A 19,299-nucleotide genomic window follows, 5' to 3' on the forward strand; every position below is an offset into this window, starting at 1 on the left:
TGGTGCTCATGGCCAATAACCTCCTAAAATACAATAAGAGAATGACTCAAAATTAAAAAGCTAGAATTCCACAATTGGGAACCTCTAGCTTTTTTGTGGCTGAGAACTATTTTGTCCCAGACACTTTGCTACCGATCAAAAAATAGAGGTGGTGCAAATTGTTTGAGGCGTTCAAAGCAAGATTGAGCTTGTTCCTTATCCTCGCAGATAACCAAACAGACATCATTTCCACAGATAGTAGCCACTATTTCAGGGAAGTTTAGGGCGTCCAAGATAGATCCGAAGGATTGTGCCAAACCTGGATAGGTTTTGATAACAACCTGGTGTTGGACGGGTTGCATCATGTAGAGTGCTTCCTCCATATAGACTTCTAGCCGTTTTTCCCACTTGGATGTAGAGTCAGTGTTGATTGAATAATAGGAGTGTTCACCTTCACGAATCTTAGAAAGATTCATCAGGTTAATGTCTCTTGAAAGTGTTGCTTGTGTGACCTGTACTCCGTTTTCAATCAGTAGTTCTTGTAATTCAGTTTGGGTATGAATTTTTTGTTTAGTGATTAAGGCTCGGATGAGCTGGTGTCTTTGCTCGGCTTTGTTCATCTACAGTTACCTCCCTTTGAAAAGGTATCTCAAGACTAGACTGTGCAAGGTCGACAGTCAAGTGATAGTCTGTATTGTCACGTACAGTAATCTCAAAGTCTGTTGTGTAAAGAACGAGACGTACTGTATCGCCTTCTTTTAGTTTGTAAATAGTTGGTTGGAGTTCAAATTGAAATTCCAACCATTCATCTGGCTTAATTTCTTCAATTTTCAATAAATCATGACGATTTTGAAGATTGAGATAGCCTTTGGTGATAACGCGTTGAGCATTTGGACTAAATGGTAGCTCGCAAAGGTTTTCCAGCATATGGTAACGACCATTATCAATCGTACGAGCAGCCAAGACTCCTGGATACGGTTGTAGGTATTTCTTTTGACCAAGTTCGAGAAGTTGGGCAGATAGTAAGCCTTTATTGGTACTTGATTTGAGACGGAGGTTTAGTTTAACACGCCCATTGAGATGAAGGTCTTCTGTCACTGGCAGATCAATAGTTACCTGATTGACTTTCCCTTGATATAATTCATTATTAAAGGTTTGATAGGTTTTTCCAAAACGTTCAAAGTCTGATTCTTGGTAATGATTTTCAATGACAGCTTCTTCAGTACCTAAAGAGAAAGTTTTATGGTCAGTTTGATTTCCGAAATCATCTAATGTCATCCATGTTTGAGGAGCTGTATTGTCTTGCCAAACGACTCTTGGAAGTCGGTAGTCAGTTTCTTGGTCCAATAATTTCTGCGTCAAAAGAGCATTCATGGATTCACGGAAATCAATAGACTGCCAATTGTTCATATAAACATGGGCACCGTTATGATAAAAGAGATGTTTCTTAATATTGCTTGGAAGAGAATTGAACATTTGATAGACATGAAGTGGTTTGACATTCCAGTCTTGCGAACCGTGTGTAAAGACAACTTCAGCCTTAACTTTTTCAGCATTGAGTAGGTAGTTTCTGTCATGCCAGAATTGGTTATAATCCCCAGTTTTACGGTCTAGATTTTTCTTGAGTTCTTCTATAGATTCTTTATGAGCTTCGTTTCCACGAATATAGTCACCAGCTAAGAGATTACGAGAATAAGTTAATTCATCTAATGAATCGAAGTCCTCCCCAGGATAGCCACCTGGGCTAGTTACCAGACCATTTTCTCGATAATAGTTGTACCAAGAAGAAATACCTGCTTCAGCAATAATGACTTCTAAACCATCAACTCCTGTAGTGGCAAGACCATTAGACATTGTTCCTAGATAAGAAAGACCAGTAGTGGCAACTTTTCCATTTGACCAGTCAGCCTTGACCTGACGTTTACGACTGTGGTCTGTGAAGGCACGACAACGACCATTGAGCCAATCAATAACATTTTTATAGGCTTCAACTTGTCGGTAATCTCCGTTGGTCATTTGACCTTGAGAATCCTTGGTTCCAAGACCAGATACGTAGATATTTGCAAATCCTCTTGGAAGGAAGTAGTCGTTAAGTGTGTAGCTGCTATTGATATGAGTGAGTTTTTCTTCAGCTTCTGAAACAAGTTCCGCTTCTCCAACAGGTTCAACCAAGTCTAATGTTGGTTTTTCTAGAGAAATTTCATGCGGTTCCTTGACTTCTAGCTCAGCTTCCATTTTGTAAAGAGCTTTATCGCTTGCTTTATCATTGGTTCCTTGATGGTAAGGGCTTGCTGTCATAACAGCTGGAATTTTGCCATGGTAAGATGGACGGATAATGTTTACCTTGATAAGATCTGGCAGTCCATCATCATCAGAATCAATACGACTCTCTACATAAACAACTTCCCGAATAGCATTGTTTGCAGAAAAGGTTGCCAAGCTCTTACCATTGAAGTAGTGGCAATCATTGTTCTCAGGGATAAGACCATCGCTAACCAATTGATCGATCAAGGTATTTCCCTTTTTAGTGCGCGTGTTAAGGAGTTGATAGAGATTGTCAATCAAATCTCCGTATACAATAGGGAAGGCCGTTTCTTTATGAAAAGCAAGACCATCTTCAAAGTCTGTCAAGTAACTGAAACCAAGCAACTGAAAGGCAACAGTATAGAAATTTTCTGCAGTTAATTCACGATCAGAGTTGAAGAAAGTGAGCAGATCAGTTTCTTTATCTACAGCTAAAGTTGAGAGGGGATAATCTGTATTTTTGTAATTGAAAAAGCAAGTTCTAACAAAAGCTTCAAACAGTTCTTTATCAGAATTTGATTGGTCAAGCTTGAATCCAAGGCTGGATAATTCCTGTAAAGCTTCTTGCTGGCTTACAGGATAGTAACTGAATTGATTAAAACGCATAGATGCCTCCTTTGAAGAATCATTAAATTTATTTTATCAAAAAAGTAGGGAAAATGATAGAAAATACAAGTAACTGTTATAATAAATTAAAAAGGATGACTTCGTGAAATGGAATATAAAAAGACAGATTCGAGGAATCTATTAAATTAAAAATACAGAAATCATAGATTTGAAAAATAATTGAAATATTTTAGATTGCACGCTTAATATAAAATAAAAAACTAGCCATGGAATTAGTAGTAGCTACTAAATTCTGTGACTAGTTGTAAATTTTAAGGTTTTGACTTGATAATTTTAGTTTGTTTAGATAGTGATTGGAGTGTTTGGTCACTTAATTTTGAATCAGTGATAATGGTGTCGATATCTGAGATATTGTAAAATGTGAAAAAATCAAATTTATCAAATTTGCTATGGTCAGCTAGGAGATATTTTTTATTGGCGTTTTCTAGTGCTAATTTCTGTGCTTCACCTTCGTCTTCACTAAAAGTAGCGATAGCATGGTCCTTGATACCATTACAACTAACGAAGGCTTTTGAAAATTGCAAACTGGCAATATCTTGGAGGGTTAGAGTGCCTACAAATGCACCAGTAATTGAACGATAATTACCACCGATTAGAATTAGATCAGTTAACTTACGCTCGTTTAGAATGAGAAATACAGGTAAACTATTAGTAACAACACGAATGTTATCGATAGAAAGCTCACGCGCAAAGAACTCTAAGGTAGTACCTGGACCGATAAAAATAGTTTCTCTTTCTTCAACTAAGTGACTAGCAAAGCGAGCAATTTCTTGTTTTTCTGCTGTTTGTAGTCCTTGTTTTTCAACATTAGAACGCTCATTATTTAATAAGGAACCTGTTCGAAGTTTTTCGGCTCCACCATGAACACGAACCAGTAAATCTTTATCTGCCAACTCTTGTAAATAACGTCTAGCAGTCATATCTGAAATATCTAGGCGACTCATAATCTCTTTAACAGTGATCGTTCCTTTTGTATTAACAATTTCTAAGATAGTATCTAATTTTTCTTGCTTCAGCATTGAACCACCCCCAAATCTAATATTATTTTATCATATTTTAAACAGCTAAGCAACTTAAAGAAAACAAAAATAAACAAAAAAAAACATCTGGTTTGTAATTAAACTTAGATGTTTTTTTAGGTTAGGTATTAATTTAGTCCATAGTTATAGTCATCATCCTGCATAGCTTCAACTTCACCAAGTAGATAGCCATTACCAACTTGAGAGAAGAAGTCGTGGTTTGATGTACCAGTTGAAATCCCGTTCATAACGATTGGGTTGACATCGTCCGCTGAGTCAGGGAAGAGAGGATCTTGCCCCAAATTCATAAGAGCCTTATTTGCATTGTAGCGAAGGAAGGTTTTAACCTCTTCGGTCCATCCGACTTCGTCATAGAGGCTCTCTGTGTAGCCTTCTTCATTCTCATAAAGAGTATAGAGAAGGTCGTACATCCATTCTTTGAGTTTTTCTTGTTCATCTTCTGGCAATTCATTGAAACCAAGTTGGAATTTGTAGCCGATGTAGGTTCCGTGTACAGACTCGTCACGAATAATCAACTTGATGATCTCAGCTACGTTGGCCAACTTGTTGTTTCCAAGATAGTAGAGAGGAGTGAAGAAACCAGAGTAGAAGAGGAAGGTTTCAAGAAAAACACTAGCTACTTTCTTTTCAAGTGGCGTTCCGTTTAGGTAGATTTCATTAATAATTTCAGCTTTTTTCTGAAGATATGGATTGGTATTAGTCCATTCAAAAATTTCTTCAATTTCAGACTTGGTATTTAAGGTTGAGAAGATAGAAGAGTAAGACTTAGCATGAACAGATTCCATAAATTGGATATTGTTAAAAACAGCTTCCTCGTGAGGCGTACGAATATCAGCACGAAGGGCTTGAACACCAGTTTCTGATTGCATGGTATCCAAAAGGGTCAAACCTCCAAAAACTTTACCAACAAGGTCTTTTTCCTTGTTAGAAAGCTTTCTCCAGTCATCTAGGTCATTTGACAAGGGAATACGCGTATCGAGCCAGAATTGCTCAGTCAGCTTTTCCCAGGTTGATTTGTCGATGACATCTTCGATGGCATTCCAGTTAATAGCTTTGTAGTAAGTTTTCATTTGAAATCTCTTTCTGTGTGTAGTAATACGATAACATAATCATTCTTATTTTATCATAATTCTATTCTATAATCGAACAAAAAGTCGGAGGCCCGACTTTTATGTTCTTACATGATTTTATCAGCAAAATACGTTAAATGGATTAAGTAAATGTAATTTTTTTGAGAGTTGAATTAAATCACACAGCTCTCACATTGGTTAGCACCGACTTCTCCACCATCATCTGTAAAGGTACGGACGTAGTAGATAGACTTGATACCTTTGTTGAAGGCATAGTTACGAAGGATAGACAAGTCACGTGTTGTTTGTTTATTTTCTGATTTCCATTCGTAAAGACCTGTTGGGATATCACTGCGCATGAAGAGTGTGAGTGAAAGTCCTTGGTCCACGTGCTCAGTCGCAGCAGCATAAACATCAATTACCTTACGCATATCCATGTCATAAGCAGAAGTGTAGTAAGGAATTGTTTCTGTTGACAAACCAGCAGCAGGATAGTAGATCTTACCAATTTTCTTCTCTTGGCGTTCTTCGATACGTTGCGTAATTGGGTGAATAGAGGCAGAAACATCGTTGATGTAGCTGATAGAACCATTTGGCGCTACAGCAAGGCGGTTTTGGTGGTAAAGTCCATCTGCTTTAACTTTATCACGAAGTTCAGCCCAGTCAGCAGCAGTAGGAATAAAGATATCTTTGAAGAGCTCTTTAACACGGTCTGATTTCGGAAGGAATTCGCCAGTTAAATACTTATCAAAGTAGCTTCCGTTAGCATAGTCTGATTTTTCAAAGTTGTGGAAGGTTACACCACGTTCACGTGCGATATTGTTTGACTCAACCAAGGTCCAGTAGTTCATAAGCATAAAGTAGATGCTTGTAAATTCAACAGACTCAGGTGATCCGTATTCGATCAATTGTTGAGCAAGATAGCTGTGAAGTCCCATAGCTCCAAGTCCAAATGTATGAGCTTGGCTGTTTCCGTGGTCGATAGTAGGAACAGCGACGATGTGTGAACTATCTGTAACAAAAGTAAGGGCACGAACCATAGCACGGATGGAGCGACCAAAGTCAGGTGAAGTCATCATGTTGACCACGTTTGTTGAACCAAGGTTACATGAGACATCAGTACCCATTTTTAGGAACTCCTGAGCATCATTGATAAGACTTGGTTCTTGGACTTGAAGAATCTCTGAACACAAGTTACTCATGATAATCTTACCATCGACAGGATTTGCACGGTTAGCAGTATCGATGTTTACTACATAAGGATAGCCAGATTCTTGTTGCAATTTAGAAATTTCAGTTTCCAAATCACGCGCTTTGATTTTTGTCTTACGGATGTTTGGATTTGCAACTAGCTCATCGTATTTTTCTGTGATATCGATGTAGTTAAATGGCACGCCGTATTCAAGCTCTACAGAGTAAGGACTGAAGAGGTACATTTCTTCATTTTTACGAGCCAATTCGTAGAATTTATCTGGAACCACAACACCAAGTGAAAGAGTCTTGACACGCACTTTTTCATCGGCGTTTTCCTTCTTAGTTGAAAGGAAGGCGATGATATCTGGGTGAAAGACATTGAGGTAAACAACCCCAGCACCTTGACGTTGACCGAGTTGGTTAGAGTAAGAGAAGCTGTCTTCGAAAAGCTTCATAACTGGTACGACACCAGAAGCAGCACCCTCATAGCCTTTAATAGGAGCTCCAGCTTCACGAAGGTTGCTGAGGGAAATTCCCACACCACCACCAATACGTGAAAGTTGAAGAGCAGAGTTGATAGAACGTCCGATAGAGTTCATATCATCTGTTACCTGAATCAAGAAGCAAGATACCAATTCACCACGACGTGCACGACCTGCATTCAAGAAAGAAGGAGTAGCAGGTTGATAACGTTGGTGGATGATTTCATTAGCGATATCAATAGCAATCGCTTCATCACCATCCGCGAAGTAAAGGGCATTAAAGAAGACACGGTCTTCCATGCTTTCAAGATAGTACTCTCCGTCATTAGTTTTCAGAGCATACTGATTATAGAATTTATAGGCAGCCATGAAAGACTTAAATTGGAAGTTCTGATCCTTGATAAATTGATGCAGTTCTTCCAAAAATTCTGGACGGTATTTCTTGATAAATGCTGTCTCAATGTAGTTATGCTCAATGAGGAAGTTGATTTTATCCGTTATTGAGTCAAAAACCATTGTGTTAGGTACAACATTTTCTTTAAAGAAGGCTTCTAAAGCTTCCTTGTCTTTGTGAAGCATAATTTGTCCATTAACAGGACGGTTAATTTCATTATTAAGACGGAAGTAAGTCACATCTTCAAGTTGTTTTAATCCCATAAAAAATCCTTTATCTAATTACAAAAGAAAGGCTTCTAAGGTAGACATAGAAGCTTTTGTCCTGGTTCTTAAGCAAGTTGTTTGAGTTTACCTGGTTGGAAACCAGAGAAAACTTCTGTTGGTGTCTGAATAATAGGAGCAGCACTAAAGCCGAGCTCTTTTACTTGATCAATGTATTCAGGTTGTTCATCAAGATTGATTTCTTTATATTCAACATTATTACTGTCTAAAAAACGTTTCGTCATTTTACATTGGACACAGTTGTTTTTAGAATATACGGTTACCATTTCTGTAACTCCTCTTTAAAAAATTATTACTTTCTTAGTATATCAGAAAAAAAAACTTTGTCAACTTTCTAAAACTAAATCTTGTGTACTTATTTTACTGATTTTACTAACAAACACAATATATAGTGTAGCATTAAAAAATAATTACAGAAAAAGCAATGATTTCATTATAGGTGTCTCGACAAAAACTACATACTGTGTTTTGCTAAATTTAATAGAAGATTTTCAGCAAGTTATCTGAAAGGAAATTGAAGAAAGTCCATAAAATACTTGAAAAATATCAATGAAGGTGATATAATACTAAATTGTAAGGGTTATCAGATATGTAACTCAACAAGAAAACTATTAAAGGAGAGTCAAACTATGGCTTCTAAAGATTTCCACGTAGTGGCAGAAACAGGTATTCACGCACGTCCAGCAACATTGTTGGTACAAACAGCTAGCAAATTTGCTTCAGATATCACTCTTGAGTACAAAGGTAAATCAGTTAACCTTAAATCTATCATGGGTGTAATGAGCCTTGGTGTTGGTCAAGGTGCTGACGTTACAATCACTGCTGAAGGTGCAGACGCTGATGACGCTATCGCTGCAATCTCAGAAACAATGGAAAAAGAAGGATTGGCATAAGGAAATGACAGAAATGCTTAAAGGAATCGCAGCATCTGACGGTGTTGCAGTTGCAAAAGCATATCTACTCGTTCAACCGGATTTATCATTCGAGACTGTTACAGTCGAAGATACAAATGCAGAAGAGGCTCGTTTGGATGTTGCTCTTGAAGCTTCTCAAAACGAGCTTTCTCTTATCCGCGAGAAGGCTGTAGGTACGCTTGGTGAAGAAGCGGCACAAGTATTTGACGCTCACTTGATGGTTCTTGCTGACCCTGAATTGATCGGTCAAATCAAAGAAACTATCCGTGCTAAGAAAGTGAATGCAGAAGCAGGTCTGAAAGAAGTTACAGACATGTTTATCACAATCTTTGAAGGCATGGAAGACAACCCATACATGCAAGAACGTGCAGCGGATATCCGCGACGTAACAAAACGTGTATTGGCTAACCTCCTTGGTAAAAAATTGCCAAACCCAGCTTCTATCAATGAAGAAGTAATCGTGATTGCTCACGACTTGACTCCATCTGATACAGCTCAATTGGACAAAAACTTTGTTAAAGCTTTTGTAACAAACATTGGTGGTCGTACAAGTCACTCAGCTATCATGGCTCGTACACTTGAAATCGCTGCAGTTTTGGGTACAAACAATATCACTGAAATCGTTAAAGATGGTGACCTACTTGCTGTTAATGGTATTACAGGTGAAGTGATTATCAACCCTACTGAAGAACAAGCAGCTGAATTTAAAGCAGCTGGTGAAGCTTACGCTCAACAAAAAGCTGAGTGGGCACTCTTGAAGGATGCTCAAACAGTTACTGCTGACGGTAAACACTTCGAATTGGCTGCAAACATTGGTACTCCAAAAGACGTTGAAGGTGTTAACGAAAACGGTGCAGAAGCTGTAGGTCTTTACCGTACAGAGTTCTTGTACATGGATTCTCAAGACTTCCCAACTGAAGACGAACAGTACGAAGCGTACAAGGCTGTTCTTGAAGGAATGAACGGTAAACCAGTTGTTGTCCGTACAATGGATATCGGTGGTGACAAGGAACTTCCTTACTTCGATATGCCACATGAAATGAACCCATTCCTTGGATTCCGTGCTCTTCGTATCTCTATCTCTGAAACAGGAGATGCAATGTTCCGCACTCAAATCCGTGCTCTTCTTCGTGCTTCTGTACACGGTCAATTGCGTATCATGTTCCCGATGGTTGCGCTTTTGAAAGAATTCCGTGCAGCTAAAGCAGTCTTCGATGAAGAAAAAGCTAACCTTCTTGCTGAAGGTGTTGCAGTTGCGGATGACATCCAAGTTGGTATCATGATCGAAATTCCTGCAGCAGCTATGCTTGCAGACCAATTTGCAAAAGAAGTTGATTTCTTCTCAATTGGTACAAACGATTTGATCCAATACACAATGGCTGCAGACCGTATGAACGAACAAGTTTCATACCTTTACCAACCATACAACCCATCAATCCTTCGTTTGATCAATAACGTTATCAAAGCAGCTCACGCTGAAGGTAAATGGGCTGGTATGTGTGGTGAAATGGCTGGTGACCAAACAGCTGTTCCACTTCTTGTCGGAATGGGCTTGGATGAGTTCTCTATGTCAGCAACATCTGTACTTCGTACACGTAGCTTGATGAAGAAACTCGACACTGCTAAAATGCAAGAATACGCTAACCGTGCTCTTACTGAATGTTCAACAATGGAAGAAGTTCTTGAACTTTCTAAAGAATACGTTAACTTCGATTAATCAATTACAAATCCTTATAGCTTCTAGCTATGAGGATTTTTTCTTCTATTTTGTAGAAAACTCCATCTGTAAAATTTATCAAAAATATGGTAAAATAGACAAGGGAAAAAACAAGGAGGCTACAATGCAAAATAGACCAATCATTATCGGAGTAACAGGTGGATCTGGAGGAGGAAAGACAAGCGTATCTAAAGCAATCTTGTCGCATTTTCCAAATGAAAAAATCTCTATGATTGAGCATGATTCCTACTATAAAGATCAATCTCATCTAACCTTTGAAGAGCGTATTAAGACCAACTATGACCATCCTTTTGCTTTTGATACTGATTTGATGATTGAGCAAATCAAAGAGTTGTTGGCAGGTCGTCCAGTTGATATTCCTACCTATGATTATGCTGCCCATACCAGAAGTTCAAAAACTTATCGTCAAGAACCTCAGGATGTCTTTATCGTAGAAGGAATCTTGGTTTTGGAGGACAAACGACTTCGTGATTTGATGGATATCAAGATTTTCGTAGATACAGATGATGATGTTCGTATCATTCGCCGTATTAAACGTGATATGGAAGAACGTGGTCGTAGCCTGGATAGCGTTATTGACCAGTATCTTGGTGTGGTAAAACCCATGTATCATCAATTTATTGAGCCAACAAAGCGTTATGCAGATATCGTTATTCCAGAAGGTGTAACCAACACAGTAGCTATCGATTTGCTGACGACAAAAATTGAAAAGATTTTAGAAGAAGCACGTCTAGCCCAATAATAAGTAGATAAAAAGGCTGTGGGAAAGTAATGATTTTATCAAGATTGAAGCCTTTTCCCATATCAGTAAGTCTTTACAATCATGCTTTTCGATAGTCTCGTCAAAGGGACTTTTAGAAGTCTGTAATCTTAATTAAATACAAAGTCAGTTACTCGGGGCAAATAAAAATTGAGGTCGGGATTTTCCCGACCTCTTATTTTTTGATTTTTTCAAGTCTCGGAACAATAACTAGGGTAAGAACTGCTGAGATAATCAGTTCTGCGATAGAGTTTGTTGAGATAACAGTAGCTAATAGTTTCTGGATATTTCCATCAAAAACATTTCCAAAGAGGAAGAAGATACCGCCTAGTACAAATACAGTATTAGTGAGGGAACCGAGTGCTCCCGCGAAGATAAGCCCCGCCTTGTTTTTGAGGAGTTTGTAGACAAAGTATGGAGTCAAACCAATAAGGACGCGTGGTACAATCGCAATAACTAGGGAGTAGATGTTACCGTTTGGTACAAAAGGAGAGAAAAGATAGCTGGTTGGAAGAATTGTGATTGTATTGACTGTCAAGCTAATCATCCCCATCAAGAAACCTAAGATGGCCCCAATCCGTGGTCCGTAGATGATACTAGCAATGATGACTGGGATATGGACAATGGTTGGCTTAATTGGAAAGGGCAAGACATTAAAGACAATTGAGCTCAGCAGATGAATGACGATCATGCTGGCAAAAAAGATAGCAATTGGAGCAATATTAGAGCGTTTGTTCATGAAGTTTTTCCTTTATCTGTTGTAAAATAGTATCAAGATCAGCAAGAGCACCCCGTCCTACATCGCCACAGGCCAGTAGGGATTCTTTAGGGGAAATAATTGTATAACCATAAGTTTCTAAAGTTTTTAGGTTTGTTTGAGTTGCTGGATGGTCATACATTTTGGTATTCATAGCAGGTGCTACTAGTTTTGGAACATAGTTTGGCAAGGCAAGAGCAGTAGAGGTTACCATATTGTCTGCAAAACCATATGCTACTTTTGCAATCGTATTAGCGGTTGCAGGGGCAAGGATAAACAAATCTGTTTCTTTGCCTAACTCGATATGATTGACTTTGTCAGGATAAGGTTCCTGCATAACATCCAGATGTACCGTATTTTGAGATAGGACTTGAAGGGTTAAAGGTTGGATAAAGGCAGTCGCAGCCTGGGTCATAAGTACCGTAACAGAATGCCCCTGTTTCTTCAAGTTACTAACCAAATCAGCAGCCTTGTAAGAAGCGATAGAGCCTGTAACAGCGAGTGTAATACGAGCCATAATTTTCCTTTCTAACGATCAAGTTCTTGAATTCTCTTGGTTAACAAGTCAGCAATTTCTTGCTTGCTAGTAGAAAGCTGATAATCTTTTTCTTCTACTAGATAAGCCAGGTGCTGATTTTCATTAATCTGAGTGAGGTCATTAGCGACAATCAAGTCAGCTTGATTCTTTTCAAGACTTTCTCTAGCGATTTGAATCAGATGCTCCTTGGTAACATCGACAAGCAGTTTAAAGCCGATGAGATGAATATTGGGGTTCCATTCTTTGACAAGAGCAATAATTTTTGGATTTTTCTTGAGAAATAGGACTTGCACCTCAGCCTTAGAGGAGATCTTTGTTTCCATATTTTTCTTATGCAAAAACTCACTTAAATCTTGGCTTGCTTGGACTTGGTCAAGACCAGTCATGTAAACAGGACTATAGTCAGAGACTGCCATGGAATGAATCAAAACTTGATAATCAGGAACAATCCGTTTCATCTTTCGAAGTAAATCGGAAGTGTTTTTGATTTCAATGATGGATAAATTTGAGTGTGGTGCTGGTTTTAGTGCTTGTTGCGTAGTAATCAGACAAACCTGATGCCCAGCCTTCAGTAAAGTCTCAGTTATAACTTTACCAAGTCTACCAGTAGAGTGGTTGGTAATGGAGCGAACTCTATCAATGGCTTCGCTTGTACCACCAGATGTAACTAAAATTTTCATAGAACTATTGTACAAAAAAATGAGCAGTAAGTAAAATGAAAGCGATAAAATATAACTAAACTTTATAACTATATTATTATTGACAATTAATTTAAGATATAAGATAATTATTTTAGTTATATATGAAAAGGGGAAGCCGTTATGGACTTTTTTAAGTTTGCAGATAATATGGTTAAAGAAGCTAGTAAAGTAATTGATGATGCTAGTAAGACAACCAGTAGCGTACTTAATGAAGCTGGAAAAGCTTTAGATAGCGCTGGGAAAGTTACAGGAGATTTATTATCAGATTCTGTAAAAGTAATAGGAGATGTATCAAATAAGATAGGAAATGTTGTTTCAGACGTTTCAGGTCAAGCTGCTACAGTAGCGAATGATACTGTTCAACAAGTAACAGAGGTTGCATCTGGCACGCTTAATCAAGCTGGTAAAGTTGCAACGGAAGCAAAAACACAAATTGATTCAATAGATCTTTTTAATGGTAAACTAAGGTCCGAAGCTGTTGCGAACTATCATGAATCTATTCAAACATATAATGAAAAAGCCACAGATCTAACGAATAAATCGACTGAGCTTTATAAAAGTAGAGACAAGGCGATCAAAGTTGTCAAAATCATTGAAGAAAGAATTAGTAAATTAGCAAATAAACCGAAAGAATTTGAAACAAAGTTAGAAGAAATAATTGTTGAAATACAGAATTTCGAAGATAAGCAGTTAGCTATTACTCAGGCAATCAAAGAAGCAGAATTAGCCAGCGGTAGTACGGCAGCTACAGCTTCTTTAAGTGCTTTAGGTGTGACAGTCGCAACTTTAGGTCCTACTGCAGCTATGGGAGTTGCAACTACTTTTGGTGTCGCATCAACAGGAACAGCAATTTCTAGTTTGACAGGTGCAGCAAGAAATAGTGCGGCATTAGCTTGGTTAGGTAGAGGAAGCCTAGCAGCGGGCGGAGGAGGTATGGCTGCTGGCAATGCCTTTCTAGCCATGGTGGGGCCTGTTGGTTGGGGGATTGCTGGCTTAATGTTAACAGCGTCTGTAGGAGCAGGTGTTTTTGCTAATAGAAAAAATGAAGAAGTAGCTAAAGAAGCGCTTGATGAACAAAAGAAAATTGAGTTATTGATTAGACAAACTGAAAAATCAATAATAGAAATTACTGAATTAATTAATTTAATTGAAAAGCAAACTGAGGGGATCTACTTAGCTAATCTTTCTTTAATTGGAAAAGATTATAACTTATTTACAGATGATGAAAAGTATCAAGCAGGTAGTTTAGTAAATTCAACCCTCTCACTTACTTCGATGATTAATAAGGAAATTAAAATAAATGATGAATCAGGCTGTTAATAGAGCATTTTATCAAGGGATAGGTGCTTATGTCAATTGTTTAAACAACTTGAGAATTCAAGACTTACAAATTACTATGAAAATGATTGAGGATGAAGCTCGACATGTCATTTTAAACAAGGACAATGCCTCTAAAATCTTAAACTATGCTAGAGATAACATTGAAGACGTTATTCTAAAGAATCGTGGAGGTGAATACGGCGGTCACGGTTTTATTGCTGAATTTGCAGAAGCAGGAATTGTGAATGCGAGAAGAGCTTTTGAAGGATTAAATCCTATTGTAAAAGTATTGAATGATAATGGACCAGCCGATTTATTAATTGGTAGAAATACCATTCAAATGAAGTTTTATAATAATTTACGTGATGAACTAGCTCAATCATTTCATTACAGTAAAAAAATGAAAATGATGTTTCCAAAAGATCACGTGCTAGTATACGAAAAAATTATGGCTGGCGCCAAAGAAGTTGAATTTGATGGTAAAAGATTGTCTATTAAACAAATTACCGATATACGACAAATGATCAATGATATTACCGAAAGCAAGGGACTTACTTCATATAAATCTTGGATGAAATCATCTGTTCTAAATTATAATGATGCTCAAAAAAATTCAATTAATTCTTTTTTAGATTCCGAAGAGAAGAATATTCGTAAAACAGTCAGACTAAAACAACAAGAATTAAATAAAAAACGATTAGTAGCACAAAAAAATTCATTGCCAAGAATAAAAGAAGCCAATAAGATTGCAAGAAATGCAGCTGTTTTACAGGGTGGTTTAGCTTTGATGTTCAATGTGTATGGGAAATACAAAGAAGGAAAAACAATTTTTGAATTTGATCAATCAGATTGGTTAGACTGTGGACTGGAAACAGTGGAAGGTGCGGTAAAAGGTTCTATATCAGGTTACGCGATTTATGGTCTCACTAATGTTTTTAAAATGAGTGCTCCTAATGCAAGTGCGTTTGTAACAGCAAGTTACGGCATGGTAGATATTATTACTAAACTTAGAACAAATGAGATTACTGAGGATGAATTTATAAATTTTATAACTATCAATACATTGGATACAACATTAGCGACAATTGGTTCATGCGTTGGTCAAACACTTATTCCTGTCCCTGTCTTAGGAGCAGTAGTAGGTTCAATAGCTACTTTAATAATTTGGGAAATAGGTAAAGGAATTTTAAGTGATAGGGAACAGGAATTAATTCAAGATTACAGGGAAAACTTAGATAATCATATCAAAAACTTAGATGATAAATACAAAATTATTTTTAATGATATTATGGATAAATATCATAAACTAGGACGATTACAGGATTACTCTTTTGATTTATCTATCAATACACGTCTTCGTTTTGAGTATTCAATTGAATTAGCTGAGTATATAGGAGTTTCTAATGACGAAATTCTACATGATTTATCCGAAATTGATAGCTACTTTCTGAGTTAGTAGAAAGCTTTCAACTATAGTTAAAACCTATAAAGGCATATAAAAATTTAAAAAGAAGCAAAGAAAGTCTGAAGTATTGTGATATTTACGAACGTTTAGAGAGTTTAAGGATGTTAAAAATCTTGTTTTGTGTTATAATGAATTATCATATAAGAGGTTAGAGGAGTTTTGAATGAAAACAGATATTGAAATCGCACAGAGTATTGAGTTGAAGCCTATTGTTGATGTTGTAGAGAAACTGGGTATTTCTTACGATGATTTGGAGTTGTATGGAAAATACAAGGCTAAGCTTAGTTTTGATAAGATTCGTGAAGTGGAAAGTAATCCAGTCGGTAAATTGATTCTAGTTACTGCTATCAATCCAACACCTGCTGGTGAAGGAAAATCAACTATCACTATCGGACTTGCTGATGCTTTGAATAAGATTGGTAAGAAAACCATGATTGCTATCCGCGAACCTTCTCTTGGACCTGTCATGGGAATTAAAGGTGGCGCTGCTGGAGGTGGTTATGCCCAAGTTTTACCAATGGAAGACATCAACCTTCATTTTACTGGAGATATGCACGCTATTACAACTGCAAACAATGCTCTCTCTGCTTTGATTGACAATCACTTGCACCAAGGAAATGAGCTAGGAATTGACCAACGTCGTATTCTTTGGAAACGTGTTGTTGACTTAAACGACCGCGCCCTTCGTCATGTAACTGTTGGACTCGGTGGTCCTCTTAATGGTATTCCTCGCGAAGATGGATTTGATATCACTGTTGCTTCAGAAATCATGGCTATCCTTTGCTTGGCAACTGACATTGAAGATTTGAAACGTCGTTTGGCCAATATCGTCATTGGTTACCGTTATGATCGTACACCTGTTTCAGTAGGTGATCTACAGGTTGAAGGTGCCTTGGCATTGATTTTGAAAGACGCTATCAAACCGAACTTGGTTCAAACCATCTATGGAACACCTGCCTTTGTACATGGTGGCCCATTTGCCAATATCGCACACGGATGTAACTCAGTCTTGGCAACGACAACAGCCCTTCACTTGGCTGATTATACAGTTACTGAAGCTGGTTTTGGTGCGGACCTTGGTGCTGAGAAATTCCTTGATATCAAGACACCAAACTTGCCAACATCTCCAGATGCAGTTGTCATTGTCGCAACCCTTCGTGCTCTTAAGATGAATGGTGGTGTGGCTAAAGACGCTCTTACAGAGGAAAATGTGGAGGCGGTTAGTGCAGGTTTTGCTAACTTGAAACGACACGTTGAAAATATCCGTAAGTTCGGTATTCCAGCAGTTGTTGCTATCAATGAATTTGTATCTGATACAGAAGCTGAAATCGCAGCCTTGAAAGAACTTTGTGCTTCAATCGATGTTCCAGTTGAATTAGCTAGCGTATGGGCTGATGGTGCAGAAGGTGGAGTAGCACTTGCCGAAACAGTTGTTAAGACTATTGCTGAAACTCCAGCTAACTATAAACGTTTGTATGACAATGACCTTTCTGTTCAAGAAAAGATTGAAAAGATTGTTACTGAAATCTACCGTGGTAGCAAAGTGAACTTTGAGAAGAAAGCTCAAACACAAATCGCTCAAATTGTTCAAAACGGTTGGGACAAATTGCCAATCTGTATGGCTAAGACCCAGTATAGCTTCTCAGACAATCCAAATGCACTTGGAGCACCTGAAAACTTTGAAATTACCATTCGTGAATTGGTACCAAAATTAGGTGCAGGATTCATCGTTGCCCTAACTGGCGATGTCATGACCATGCCTGGACTTCCAAAACGACCAGCAGCTCTCAACATGGATGTTGAAAGCGATGGAACAGTTCTTGGATTATTCTAATTGAACAACAAATAGACAAGCTCAAAATCGAGTTTGTCTTTTTATTAACACAAAAAAATCTCCTAGAATGTGACTAGGAGATTTGTATTTTATTTCATTGTTGGGAAGAGCAATACATCACGGATAGTTGTTGTGTCAGTGAGGAGCATGCAGAGACGGTCGATACCGATTCCCAAACCACCTGTTGGTGGCATACCGTATTCAAGGGCTTCGATGTAGTCGTAGTCGATACCTGTCGCTTCATCGTCACCAAGTTCTTTAGCTTTAGCTTGGGATTCAAAACGGCTAAGTTGGTCGATTGGATCGTTGAGCTCAGTAAAGGCATTACCGTACTCCTTAGTCATGATGAAGAGTTCGAAACGGTCAGTAAAGCGTTCGTCTTCAGGATTCTTCTTAGCCAGTGGAGATACAGCTACTGGATGTCCATAGACAAAGGTTGGTTGGATCAAGGTTTCTTCAACAAACTCTTCAAAGAAGGCATTGATAATGTGACCAACTTCAGTGTAGTGTTTCTCAACTGGAACTTTCTTCTCAGCAGCGATAGCTTTGGCTTCTTCCAAAGTCATTTCTTGCCAGAAATCGACACCAGTAATTTCCTTGATAGCATCAACCATGTGAACACGTTTAAATGGTTCATTGATTTTGATTTCAGTTCCTTGGTAGTTGACTGGACCATCGCCTTTAACTGATTTAGCAGCATGTTGGATAATGCCTTCCGTCAAGTCCATGATGTCTTGGAAGTCTGCATAAGCTTGGTAAACTTCGATAGAAGTGAACTCAGGGTTATGAGTAGCATCCATTCCTTCGTTACGGAAGATACGGCCAATCTCATAAACGCGTTCCATACCACCGACGATAAGACGTTTTAAGTGAAGCTCAGTCGCGATACGAAGCACCATATCAATATTTTGAGCATTGTGGTGAGTGATAAATGGACGCGCAGATGCTCCACCAGCCTCATTGTGAAGAACAGGTGTTTCCACTTCAAGGAAGCCTTTTTGGTCAAGGTAACGACGGATTTCAGAGATGATTTTTGAGCGAGTAACAAAGCGTTCAAAGCTTTCACGATTAGAAATCAAGTCTAGGTAACGTTTACGGTAAATAGTTTCAACGTCAGTCAAACCGTGGAATTTCTCTGGAAGCGGACGAAGGGCTTTGGACAAGTGAGTAATATGTGTAGCCTTGATAGAGAGTTCTCCCATATCTGTACGCATAACTTCACCTTCGACACCAAGGAAGTCTCCTAAGTCAGCCTTTTTAAAGATTTCGTAGTTTTCTTCACCGACAGCATCTTTACGAACGTAGATTTGGATTTGACCTTCGCGGTCTTGAAGGTGGGCAAATCCAACCTTACCCTTACCACGTTTGGTAACAAGACGACCTGCAATAGTAGCAGTTTCGTTCAATTCATTTAGTTGTTCCTTATCGAGGTCAGCAAATTTATCTTTTAGTTCTTGAGAGTTAGCAGTGCGTTCAAATCGTTTACCGAATGGATCGATTCCTTGTTCGCGGAGCGCAGCCATTTTTTCACGGCGAACGATCTGCTGGTCATTTAGTTCTTCCATATGTTCTGTTGACATGGTTTCCTCCTAGTTTTTACTCAATTCTTGATACGATGAGTCTTTTTTGCGATACTCCCATTTTATCATAAAAGTCAAATAAATTCACGGATATTCTATAAAATCTAAAAAGAACTTAACAGTGATTGTTAAGTTCAGTTCTAATTTTGATAAGAAGTGTCGTTCCATTCCAAAAGGTTGAAGTTTTTAAACAGATTGAAGACAAAGTCCTTGGAAGTCAAGTTTCTAAGGGCTTTTCTTTGTGTAAAGTCGTATAATAGAGGTAAGAAGAGTTGTGAGGTAATCCCTATGTTTCACAAAGAAAAACCTGATTATAAT

The 19,299-nt window shown here is 38.1% G+C and carries 16 protein-coding genes; 6 read left to right on the forward strand and 10 right to left on the reverse strand.

Annotation, left to right across the window (positions count from 1 at the left end; genetic code table 11):
- Positions 1 to 128 precede the first annotated feature (128 nt).
- The 6 genes from GEZ89_RS08650 to nrdH form a co-directional block, all read right to left on the reverse strand.
- Positions 129 to 599, reverse strand: coding sequence for an arginine repressor (locus GEZ89_RS08650; RefSeq protein ID WP_075231622.1), 471 nt, complete (start codon positions 597 to 599; stop codon positions 129 to 131).
- Complete coding sequence (locus GEZ89_RS08655; RefSeq protein ID WP_153225714.1) at positions 550 to 2,889, reverse strand: Xaa-Pro dipeptidyl-peptidase; 2,340 nt, start codon at positions 2,887 to 2,889, stop codon at positions 550 to 552. Before GEZ89_RS08655 ends, GEZ89_RS08650 begins: the two co-directional genes overlap by 50 nt.
- 272 nt (positions 2,890 to 3,161) lie before the next feature.
- Positions 3,162 to 3,929, reverse strand: coding sequence for a DeoR/GlpR family DNA-binding transcription regulator (locus GEZ89_RS08660; protein ID WP_153225715.1), 768 nt, complete (start codon positions 3,927 to 3,929; stop codon positions 3,162 to 3,164).
- A gap of 128 nt (positions 3,930 to 4,057) precedes the next feature.
- Positions 4,058 to 5,020 (reverse strand): class 1b ribonucleoside-diphosphate reductase subunit beta, encoded by a 963-nt coding sequence (gene nrdF, locus GEZ89_RS08665; protein ID WP_049526102.1) that lies wholly within the window; start codon positions 5,018 to 5,020, stop codon positions 4,058 to 4,060.
- Positions 5,021 to 5,193: 173 nt separating this feature from the next.
- Positions 5,194 to 7,353: a class 1b ribonucleoside-diphosphate reductase subunit alpha gene (gene nrdE / locus GEZ89_RS08670; RefSeq protein WP_153225716.1), complete on the reverse strand. Its 2,160-nt coding sequence runs from the start codon at positions 7,351 to 7,353 to the stop codon at positions 5,194 to 5,196.
- A gap of 68 nt (positions 7,354 to 7,421) precedes the next feature.
- Complete coding sequence (gene nrdH, locus GEZ89_RS08675) at positions 7,422 to 7,640, reverse strand: glutaredoxin-like protein NrdH (protein ID WP_000259242.1); 219 nt, start codon at positions 7,638 to 7,640, stop codon at positions 7,422 to 7,424.
- A 363-nt stretch (positions 7,641 to 8,003) separates the two neighbouring features.
- Between nrdH and GEZ89_RS08680 the strand changes: the two genes are divergently transcribed.
- The 3 genes from GEZ89_RS08680 (at position 8,004) to udk (ending at position 10,768) form a co-directional block, all read left to right on the forward strand.
- Complete coding sequence (locus GEZ89_RS08680; protein ID WP_000146952.1) at positions 8,004 to 8,267, forward strand: phosphocarrier protein HPr; 264 nt, start codon at positions 8,004 to 8,006, stop codon at positions 8,265 to 8,267.
- A gap of 4 nt (positions 8,268 to 8,271) precedes the next feature.
- The gene (gene ptsP / locus GEZ89_RS08685) at positions 8,272 to 10,005 is read left to right on the forward strand and encodes a phosphoenolpyruvate--protein phosphotransferase (protein WP_153225717.1); all 1,734 of its coding nucleotides are present in this window, start codon (positions 8,272 to 8,274) and stop codon (positions 10,003 to 10,005) included.
- A 124-nt stretch (positions 10,006 to 10,129) separates the two neighbouring features.
- Positions 10,130 to 10,768 carry a uridine kinase gene (gene udk, locus GEZ89_RS08690; RefSeq protein ID WP_007555045.1) on the forward strand — a complete coding sequence of 213 codons (639 nt, stop codon included), beginning with the start codon at positions 10,130 to 10,132 and terminating at the stop codon, positions 10,766 to 10,768.
- 193 nt (positions 10,769 to 10,961) lie between these two features.
- Here the strand turns inward: udk and GEZ89_RS08695 are convergent, their stop codons facing one another.
- The 3 genes from GEZ89_RS08695 to GEZ89_RS08705 are packed head-to-tail and all read right to left on the reverse strand — an operon-like array spanning position 10,962 to position 12,761.
- Positions 10,962 to 11,525: an ECF transporter S component gene (locus GEZ89_RS08695; RefSeq protein WP_153225718.1), complete on the reverse strand. Its 564-nt coding sequence runs from the start codon at positions 11,523 to 11,525 to the stop codon at positions 10,962 to 10,964.
- Positions 11,509 to 12,060 carry a phosphopantothenoylcysteine decarboxylase gene (gene coaC, locus GEZ89_RS08700; RefSeq protein ID WP_153225719.1) on the reverse strand — a complete coding sequence of 184 codons (552 nt, stop codon included), beginning with the start codon at positions 12,058 to 12,060 and terminating at the stop codon, positions 11,509 to 11,511. The genes GEZ89_RS08695 and coaC overlap by 17 nt, the downstream gene beginning before the upstream one ends.
- A gap of 11 nt (positions 12,061 to 12,071) precedes the next feature.
- Complete coding sequence (locus GEZ89_RS08705) at positions 12,072 to 12,761, reverse strand: phosphopantothenate--cysteine ligase (RefSeq protein WP_075231313.1); 690 nt, start codon at positions 12,759 to 12,761, stop codon at positions 12,072 to 12,074.
- Between the two features lie 141 nt (positions 12,762 to 12,902).
- Here GEZ89_RS08705 and GEZ89_RS08710 point away from each other — a divergent pair, with 141 nt between their 5' ends.
- The 3 genes from GEZ89_RS08710 to GEZ89_RS08720 all read left to right on the forward strand — a co-directional run bounded on the left by GEZ89_RS08710 (position 12,903) and on the right by GEZ89_RS08720 (position 17,401).
- A complete protein-coding gene (locus GEZ89_RS08710; protein ID WP_153225720.1) occupies positions 12,903 to 14,102 on the forward strand; it encodes a hypothetical protein in 1,200 nt (399 codons plus the stop codon).
- Positions 14,083 to 15,558, forward strand: coding sequence for a hypothetical protein (locus GEZ89_RS08715; RefSeq protein ID WP_153225721.1), 1,476 nt, complete (start codon positions 14,083 to 14,085; stop codon positions 15,556 to 15,558). Before GEZ89_RS08710 ends, GEZ89_RS08715 begins: the two co-directional genes overlap by 20 nt.
- Positions 15,559 to 15,730: 172 nt before the next feature.
- Positions 15,731 to 17,401, forward strand: coding sequence for a formate--tetrahydrofolate ligase (locus tag GEZ89_RS08720; protein ID WP_153225722.1), 1,671 nt, complete (start codon positions 15,731 to 15,733; stop codon positions 17,399 to 17,401).
- An 89-nt stretch (positions 17,402 to 17,490) separates the two neighbouring features.
- On the opposite strand, the gene lysS is transcribed toward GEZ89_RS08720, so the two are convergent.
- Entirely contained in the window at positions 17,491 to 18,981 is a 1,491-nt protein-coding gene (lysS, locus tag GEZ89_RS08725; protein ID WP_153225723.1) for a lysine--tRNA ligase, read from the reverse strand.
- Between the last annotated feature and the right edge of the window lie 318 nt (positions 18,982 to 19,299).

Origin of the sequence: Streptococcus mitis, from assembly GCF_009496285.1 — a bacterium.
Lineage (GTDB): Bacteria > Bacillota > Bacilli > Lactobacillales > Streptococcaceae > Streptococcus > Streptococcus mitis_BP.

Coding starts and splice junctions, on each gene's coding strand:
- GEZ89_RS08650 (WP_075231622.1), bottom strand. CDS start 599: ATGAACAAAGCCGAGCAAAGACACCAGCTCATCCGAGCCTTAATCACT.
- GEZ89_RS08655 (WP_153225714.1), bottom strand. CDS start 2,889: ATGCGTTTTAATCAATTCAGTTACTATCCTGTAAGCCAGCAAGAAGCT.
- GEZ89_RS08660 (WP_153225715.1), bottom strand. CDS start 3,929: ATGCTGAAGCAAGAAAAATTAGATACTATCTTAGAAATTGTTAATACA.
- nrdF (WP_049526102.1), bottom strand. CDS start 5,020: ATGAAAACTTACTACAAAGCTATTAACTGGAATGCCATCGAAGATGTC.
- nrdE (WP_153225716.1), bottom strand. CDS start 7,353: ATGGGATTAAAACAACTTGAAGATGTGACTTACTTCCGTCTTAATAAT.
- nrdH (WP_000259242.1), bottom strand. CDS start 7,640: ATGGTAACCGTATATTCTAAAAACAACTGTGTCCAATGTAAAATGACG.
- GEZ89_RS08680 (WP_000146952.1), top strand. CDS start 8,004: ATGGCTTCTAAAGATTTCCACGTAGTGGCAGAAACAGGTATTCACGCA.
- ptsP (WP_153225717.1), top strand. CDS start 8,272: ATGACAGAAATGCTTAAAGGAATCGCAGCATCTGACGGTGTTGCAGTT.
- udk (WP_007555045.1), top strand. CDS start 10,130: ATGCAAAATAGACCAATCATTATCGGAGTAACAGGTGGATCTGGAGGA.
- GEZ89_RS08695 (WP_153225718.1), bottom strand. CDS start 11,525: ATGAACAAACGCTCTAATATTGCTCCAATTGCTATCTTTTTTGCCAGC.
- coaC (WP_153225719.1), bottom strand. CDS start 12,060: ATGGCTCGTATTACACTCGCTGTTACAGGCTCTATCGCTTCTTACAAG.
- GEZ89_RS08705 (WP_075231313.1), bottom strand. CDS start 12,761: ATGAAAATTTTAGTTACATCTGGTGGTACAAGCGAAGCCATTGATAGA.
- GEZ89_RS08710 (WP_153225720.1), top strand. CDS start 12,903: ATGGACTTTTTTAAGTTTGCAGATAATATGGTTAAAGAAGCTAGTAAA.
- GEZ89_RS08715 (WP_153225721.1), top strand. CDS start 14,083: ATGATGAATCAGGCTGTTAATAGAGCATTTTATCAAGGGATAGGTGCT.
- GEZ89_RS08720 (WP_153225722.1), top strand. CDS start 15,731: ATGAAAACAGATATTGAAATCGCACAGAGTATTGAGTTGAAGCCTATT.
- lysS (WP_153225723.1), bottom strand. CDS start 18,981: ATGTCAACAGAACATATGGAAGAACTAAATGACCAGCAGATCGTTCGC.